Source organism: Azohydromonas sp. (genome assembly GCF_035325925.1).
In the GTDB taxonomy this organism is placed as follows: domain Bacteria; phylum Pseudomonadota; class Gammaproteobacteria; order Burkholderiales; family Burkholderiaceae_C; genus Calidifontimicrobium.
This window is the reverse complement of record NZ_DAOKZA010000048.1, coordinates 21,617-28,079: the sequence shown is the minus strand read 5'-3', so window position 1 is coordinate 28,079 and position 6,463 is coordinate 21,617. Positions and strand designations below refer to the sequence as shown.

6 protein-coding genes are annotated in these 6,463 nt (G+C 68.2%); 1 reads left to right on the top strand and 5 read right to left on the bottom strand.

The features are described 5' to 3' along the window. From PKC53_RS15440 to PKC53_RS15420, 5 genes are all read right to left on the bottom strand, one after another. Positions 1–917 (bottom strand): 2-isopropylmalate synthase (locus tag PKC53_RS15440; RefSeq protein ID WP_324430172.1); only part of this gene is annotated, 917 nt, incomplete at its 3' end. Positions 918–1,159: 242 nt separating this feature from the next. Next, complete coding sequence (gene pssA / locus PKC53_RS15435) at positions 1,160–1,987, bottom strand: CDP-diacylglycerol--serine O-phosphatidyltransferase (protein WP_324430170.1); 828 nt, start codon at positions 1,985–1,987, stop codon at positions 1,160–1,162. Between the two features lie 76 nt (positions 1,988–2,063). Then, complete coding sequence (gene ilvC / locus PKC53_RS15430) at positions 2,064–3,080, bottom strand: ketol-acid reductoisomerase (RefSeq protein ID WP_324430168.1); 1,017 nt, start codon at positions 3,078–3,080, stop codon at positions 2,064–2,066. 143 nt (positions 3,081–3,223) lie between these two features. Continuing rightward, positions 3,224–3,715 (bottom strand): acetolactate synthase small subunit, encoded by a 492-nt coding sequence (gene ilvN, locus PKC53_RS15425; RefSeq protein WP_324430167.1) that lies wholly within the window; start codon positions 3,713–3,715, stop codon positions 3,224–3,226. A 169-nt stretch (positions 3,716–3,884) separates the two neighbouring features. After that, positions 3,885–5,672, bottom strand: a complete 1,788-nt coding sequence (locus PKC53_RS15420) for an acetolactate synthase 3 catalytic subunit (RefSeq protein ID WP_324430164.1) — start codon at positions 5,670–5,672, stop codon at positions 3,885–3,887. Between the two features lie 225 nt (positions 5,673–5,897). On the opposite strand from PKC53_RS15420, the gene PKC53_RS15415 reads away from it, so the two are divergent. Next, positions 5,898–6,458 carry an RNA polymerase sigma factor gene (locus tag PKC53_RS15415; RefSeq protein WP_324430162.1) on the top strand — a complete coding sequence of 187 codons (561 nt, stop codon included), beginning with the start codon at positions 5,898–5,900 and terminating at the stop codon, positions 6,456–6,458. Positions 6,459–6,463 lie beyond the last annotated feature (5 nt).

Below are 6,463 nucleotides of genomic sequence, written 5' to 3'. Positions count from 1 at the left end.
AGCACGCCGTCCTGGTGGATGCCGCTGGCGTGCGCGAAGGCGTTGGCGCCGACCACCGCCTTGTTCGGCTGCACGACGAAGCCCGTGGTCTGCGCCACCAGCCGCGACGCCGGCACGATCTGCGTGGTGTCGACGCCGACGTCGAGCCCGAAGTAGTCGCGGCGCGTGCGCACCGCCATCACCACCTCCTCGAGCGAGCAGTTGCCGGCGCGCTCACCCAGACCGTTGACCGTGCACTCGACCTGGCGCGCGCCGCCGATCTTCACCCCGGCCAGCGAGTTCGCCACCGCCATGCCGAGATCGTTGTGGCAGTGCACGCTCCAGACGGCCCGGTCCGAGTTCGGGATGCGCTCGCGCAGCGTGCGGATGAAGTTGCCGTACAGCTCGGGGACCGCGTAGCCCACGGTGTCCGGGATGTTGATCGTCGTCGCGCCCTCGGCGATCACCGCCTCGAGCACGCGGCACAGGAAGTCGGGCTCGCTGCGGTAGCCGTCCTCGGGCGAGAACTCGACGTCGCCGCACAGGTTGCGCGCGAAGCGCACCGCCAGCTTCGCCTGCTCGAACACCTGGTCGGGCGTCATGCGCAGCTTCTTCTCCATGTGCAGCGGTGAGGTCGCAATGAAGGTGTGGATGCGCGAGCGCGGCGCCCCGGTCAGCGCCTCGGCCGCACGGGCGATGTCGCGATCGTTGGCGCGCGCCAGCGAGCACACCGTCGACTCCTTGATGTGGTCGGCGATCGACTTCACCGCCTCGAAGTCGCCGTTGCTCGACGCGGCGAAGCCGGCTTCGATGACGTCCACCCGCAGCCGCTCGAGCTGGCGCGCGATGCGCAGCTTCTCGTCCTTCGTCATCGAGGCGCCGGGCGACTGCTCGCCGTCGCGCAGCGTGGTGTCGAAGATGATCAGCTTGTCGGTCATGGTGGTCTCCATGGTCGAGGGGTGGGCTCGGAAAGCGAACGGCCCGCAGCGAGGGGCATGCGGGCCGTTGATGCGAAACAGTCAGACGAGGTCGATCAGCGCGCCCGGGGCACTCCGAGTCGTAGCAGCAGGACCGGCGAGAGCGACGTCATCGGGCAAATGTAGCACGAACGCCGCGCCGGCCCGGCCACGATCGAGGCGGCGCCGATTCGGGCGGTCGGCCGCGGGGGTGGGCCGGGTGCTCAGGAGTGCAGCCCCTTCTCGTCGGGCTCGTCGGTCGAGGTCGCGATCACGCTCACCGGCCTGCCCTTGCTGCGACGCCACGCGTACACCGCGTAGCCCGAGAAGCCGTAGATGCAGAACACGGCAAACAGCACCGTCGGCGGGTGCACCGTGATCAGCGCGATCGCCAGCGCGATCGCGACGACGACGATGAATGGCACCGACTTGCGGAAGTTCACGTCCTTGAAGCTGTAGAACGGCACGTTGGTGACCATCGTCAGCCCGGCGTACAGCGTCAGCGCGAAGGCGCCCCAGGCCAGCCAGTCGATGCGCGTCGCGCCGCGAATGCCGGCGTCGTCCATGACCCAGATGAATCCGACCACCAGCGCCGCCGCGGCCGGGCTCGGCAGCCCCTGGAACCAGCGCTTGTCGACGATGCCGATGTTGGTGTTGAAGCGCGCCAGCCGCAGCGCCGCGCAGGCACAGTAGATGAACGCGGCGATCCAGCCGAGCTTGCCCAGCCCGCTGAGCGCCCAGACGTAGACGATCAGCGCCGGCGCCGCGCCGAAGCTGACCATGTCGGCCAGGCTGTCCATCTGCTCGCCGAACGCGCTCTGCGTGTTCGTCATGCGCGCGACGCGCCCGTCGAGGCTGTCGAGCACCGCCGCCGCGAAGATGCCGATGGCCGACTGCTCGAAGCGCCCGTTCATCGCCATCACGATGCCGTAGAAGCCGCCGAACAGCGCCGCCACCGTGAACAGATTGGGCAGGATGTAGATGCCCTTGCGCGGCCGGCGCGCGTGCACCTCGTCGTCGTCCGGATCGGTGTGGACCGTGGAATCGCTCATGGGTCCGGAGGATACGCCAGCGCCGAGACGAAGCGGGCCGCCCGAGGCGGCCCGCTGCGGCGTGCACTTGGCGACTTCAGTTGCGCGACTTGTCGACCAGCTTGTTGGCCTTGATCCAAGGCATCATCGCGCGCAGCTTCTCGCCGACGACCTCGATCGAGTGCTCGGCGGTCAGGCGGCGGCGCGACAGCAGCGTCGGCGCGCCGGCGCGGTTCTCGAGGATGAAGCTCTTCGCGTACTCGCCGGTCTGGATGTCCTTGAGCGCCTGGCGCATCGCGACCTTGGTCTGCTCATTGACGATCTTCGGCCCGGTCACGTACTCGCCGTACTCGGCGTTGTTGGAGATCGAGTAGTTCATGTTGGCGATGCCGCCCTCGTAGATGAGGTCGACGATCAGCTTGAGCTCGTGCAGGCACTCGAAGTACGCCATCTCGGGCGCGTAGCCGGCCTCGACCAGCGTCTCGTAGCCGGCCTTGATCAGCTCGACCGTGCCGCCGCACAGCACCGCCTGCTCGCCGAACAGGTCGGTCTCGGTCTCCTCGCGGAAGTTGGTCTCGATGATGCCGGCCTTGCCGCCGCCGTTGGCCGCGGCGTACGACAGCGCCAGGTCGCGCGCCTTGCCGCTCTTGTCGGCGTGCACCGCGATCAGGTGCGGCACGCCGCCGCCCTGCGTGTAGGTGTTGCGCACCGTGTGGCCCGGCGCCTTCGGCGCGACCATCCACACGTCGAGGTCGTCGCGCGGCACGACCTGCCCGTAATGCACGTTGAAGCCGTGCGCGAAGGCCAGCGAGGCGCCCTTCTTGATGTGCGGCTCGACGTCGTTCTTGTAGACCTGCGCGATCTGCTCGTCGGGCAGCAGGATCATCACCACGTCGGCACCCTTGACCGCCTCGGCGACCTCGGCGACCTTCAGGCCGGCCTTCTCGACCTTGGCCCAGCTGGCGCCGCCGCGGCGCAGGCCGACCGTCACCTTGACGCCGCTGTCGTTCAGGTTCTGCGCGTGCGCGTGGCCCTGCGAGCCGTAGCCGATGATGGCCACCTGCTTGCCCTTGATCAGGCTCAGGTCGGCGTCCTTGTCGTAGTAGACCTTCATGGTGTTCTCCAAACGGGAAGTCTTGCGGATGGGCGGGGCAGGCGGCAAGTCGCCCGGTCAAGCGGCCGCCGCGGAACCGGCTTCGCCGGCCCGCTGGCGGCGCCCCCTCGAGGGGCAGGCGCCGGAGGCGCTTCGGGGTTGCTTCAAACTCTCAAGATTCTCTCGCCGCGGCCGATGCCGCTGGCGCCTGTGCGCACCGTCTCGAGGATCGCGGTGCGCTCGATCGCGACGAGGAACGCGTCGAGCTTGGCACCGTCGCCGGTGAGTTCGATCGTGTACGTCTTCTCGGTCACGTCGATGATGCGTCCGCGGAAGATGTCGGCCATGCGCTTCATCTCCTCGCGCTCCTTGCCCACCGCGCGCACCTTCACCAGCATCAGCTCGCGCTCGGTGTAGCTGCCCTCGGTCAGGTCGACGACCTTGACGACCTCGATCAGCCGGTTCAGGTGCTTGGTGATCTGCTCGATGACCTCGTCGCTGCCGGTGGTGACGATGGTCATGCGCGACAGCGATGCGTCCTCGGTGGGTGCCACCGTCAGGCTCTCGATGTTGTAGCCGCGCGCCGAGAACAGCGCCACCACGCGCGACAGCGCGCCGGGCTCGTTCTCGAGCAGCAGTGCAATGATGTGTCTCATGGGAATTCGTCCTTCGCGCTCTCCGGTGCCCGCCGCGGTAGCGGCGGGCCGCAAGGCCACGCTCTTCGAAGTGGGGAGAAAGGGTCGGGTCGTCGGCGGCTCGCCGGCGCCGCACCCGGGGCACGCGGCGGCGCGATGACGCCGCCTCGCCCGCCGGGTCAGCGCCGGGTCACAGGTCCTCGGATCCCAGCAGCATCTCGGAGATGCCCTTGCCGGCCTGCACCATCGGCCACACGTTCTCGGTCGGGTCGGTACGGATGTCGAGGAACACGGTGCGGTCCTTCAGCCGGATCGCCTCCCGCAGCGCCGGCTCGACGTCGGCCGGCTTCTCGACGAGCAGACCCACGTGGCCGTAGGCCTCGGCGAGCTTGACGAAGTCTGGCAGCGCGTCCATGTAGCTGTGCGAATAGCGCCCGCCGTAGTCGAGCTGCTGCCACTGCCGCACCATGCCGAGGTAGCGGTTGTTCAGCGAGATGACCTTCACCGGCGTGTCGTACTGCTTGCAGGTCGACAGTTCCTGCAGGCACATCTGGATCGAACCCTCGCCGGTGATGCAGAACACGTCGGCATCGGGCTTCGCGAGCTTGATACCCATCGCGTACGGCAGGCCGACCCCCATCGTGCCGAGGCCGCCGGAGTTGATCCAGCGCCGCGGCTCCTCGAAGCGGTAGAACTGCGCGGCCCACATCTGGTGCTGGCCGACGTCGGAGGTGATGTAGCAGTCGCCGCCGCGGGTCAACGACCACAGCGTCTCGATGACCTGCTGCGGCTTGATCACCTCGGCGCTCTTGCGATAGGCCAGGCAGTCGCGCTGGCGCCACTCGTTGATCTGGCCCCACCAAGCGTTCAGCGCCTGCGCGTCGACGCGCTGCTGGCTCTCTCGGATCTGCGCGATCAGCTCGACCAGCACCTCCTTGACGTCGCCGACGATCGGGATGTCGACCTTCACGCGCTTGGAGATCGACGACGGGTCGATGTCGACGTGGATGATCTTGCGCTCGACCGACGCGAAGTGGCGCGGGTTGCCGATCACGCGGTCGTCGAAGCGAGCGCCGATGGCCAGCAGCACGTCGCAGTGCTGCATCGTCATGTTCGCCTCGTACGTCCCGTGCATGCCCAGCATGCCGAGGAACTTCGGCTCGCTGGCCGGTATCGCGCCCAGCCCCATCAGCGTGTTCGTGCACGGTGCGCCGACCAGGTCGACCAGCTCGCGCAGCTCGGCCGACGCGTTGCCCAGGATCACGCCGCCGCCGGTGTAGATGTAGGGCCGCCTGGCCTGCATCAGCAGCTGCACCGCCTTGCGGATCTGCCCGCCGTGGCCCTTGCGCACCGGGTTGTACGAGCGCATCTCGACGCGCTCGGGGTAGTGGAACGGCGCCGTCTTCAGCGACACGTCCTTCGGGATGTCGACGACCACCGGCCCGGGGCGGCCGGTGCGCGCGATGTGGAACGCCTTCTTGATCGTCAGCGCGAGCTCGCGCACGTCCTTGACGAGGAAGTTGTGCTTGACGATCGGGCGCGTGATGCCCACCGTGTCGCACTCCTGGAACGCATCGAGCCCGATCGCCGGCGTCGGCACCTGGCCGGTGATGATCACCATCGGAATCGAGTCCATGTACGCGGTCGCGATGCCGGTGACGGCATTCGTCACGCCCGGGCCCGAGGTCACCAGCGCGACGCCGACCTCGCCGGTCGCGCGTGCATAGCCGTCGGCGGCGTGCACCGCGGCCTGCTCGTGGCGCACGAGCACGTGTTCGATCGTGTCCTGCTTGTACAGCGCGTCGTAGATGTACAGCACGGCGCCGCCCGGGTAGCCCCAGAGGTACTTGACCCCTTCGGCCTGCAGGCAGCGAACCAGGATCTCCGACCCGTTCGGGTCGGCGGGGGGGGAGTTCTGCGGTTGTGCCTTGGCGTCGGCGACGCTGGCACGCTTGACTTCCGCGGCAGACATGTCCATGTGTCGAACCTCAGTGAATTTCTCTGACGAAAAACCATCGGTGCCCCTCCTCGCGCCCTCGTGAGGCGGATTCGGAACCTGCGCGGTCAAAAACGAGGCGCCCGGGTCGGGCACCCGCTCGAGACCCCAAAGAGCGTTGTGCGAGTGCAGCATTATGTCACCGGGCCGCGTGCCAAAGGCACGATGACACAATCGCCGGCCCGTCAAGCCCCCCTGCTGCCCGACTTGGCCACCGACAAGGAACTGGACGACTTCCTCGCCAGCGTCGAGAAGCGCGCGTTCAAGCGCACCGTTTACGCGGTGCGCGACGAGGACGCGGCGCTGGACATCGTGCAGGACGCGATGATCCGTCTGGCCGAGCGTTACGCCGACCGGCCGGCGGCCGAGTTCGCGCCGCTGTTCCAGCGCATCCTCGGCAATGCGACGATGGACTGGTTCCGCCGCCAGCGCGTGCGCGACGGCGTGATGCAGAATCTCTCCGAGCTCGAGGCCGGCTCCGACGACCCCGACTTCGACCTGCTCGAGCACCTCGGCGCGCTGCAAGGCGGCGTCGACGGCGCCGAGACCACGGTGTCGCGCCTGCAGACGCTGCGGGCGATCGAATACGAGGTCGCCCGGCTGCCGGCGCGTCAACGGGAGGCCTTTCTGCTGCGTTACTGGGAGGAATTCGACGTGGCCGAGACGGCCCTGGCGATGGGCTGTACCGAAGGCAGCGTGAAGACGCATTGCTCGCGCGCGGTGCACGCACTGGCGCGGGCCCTCCGTCAGCGAGGCATCGCACCGTGACACCC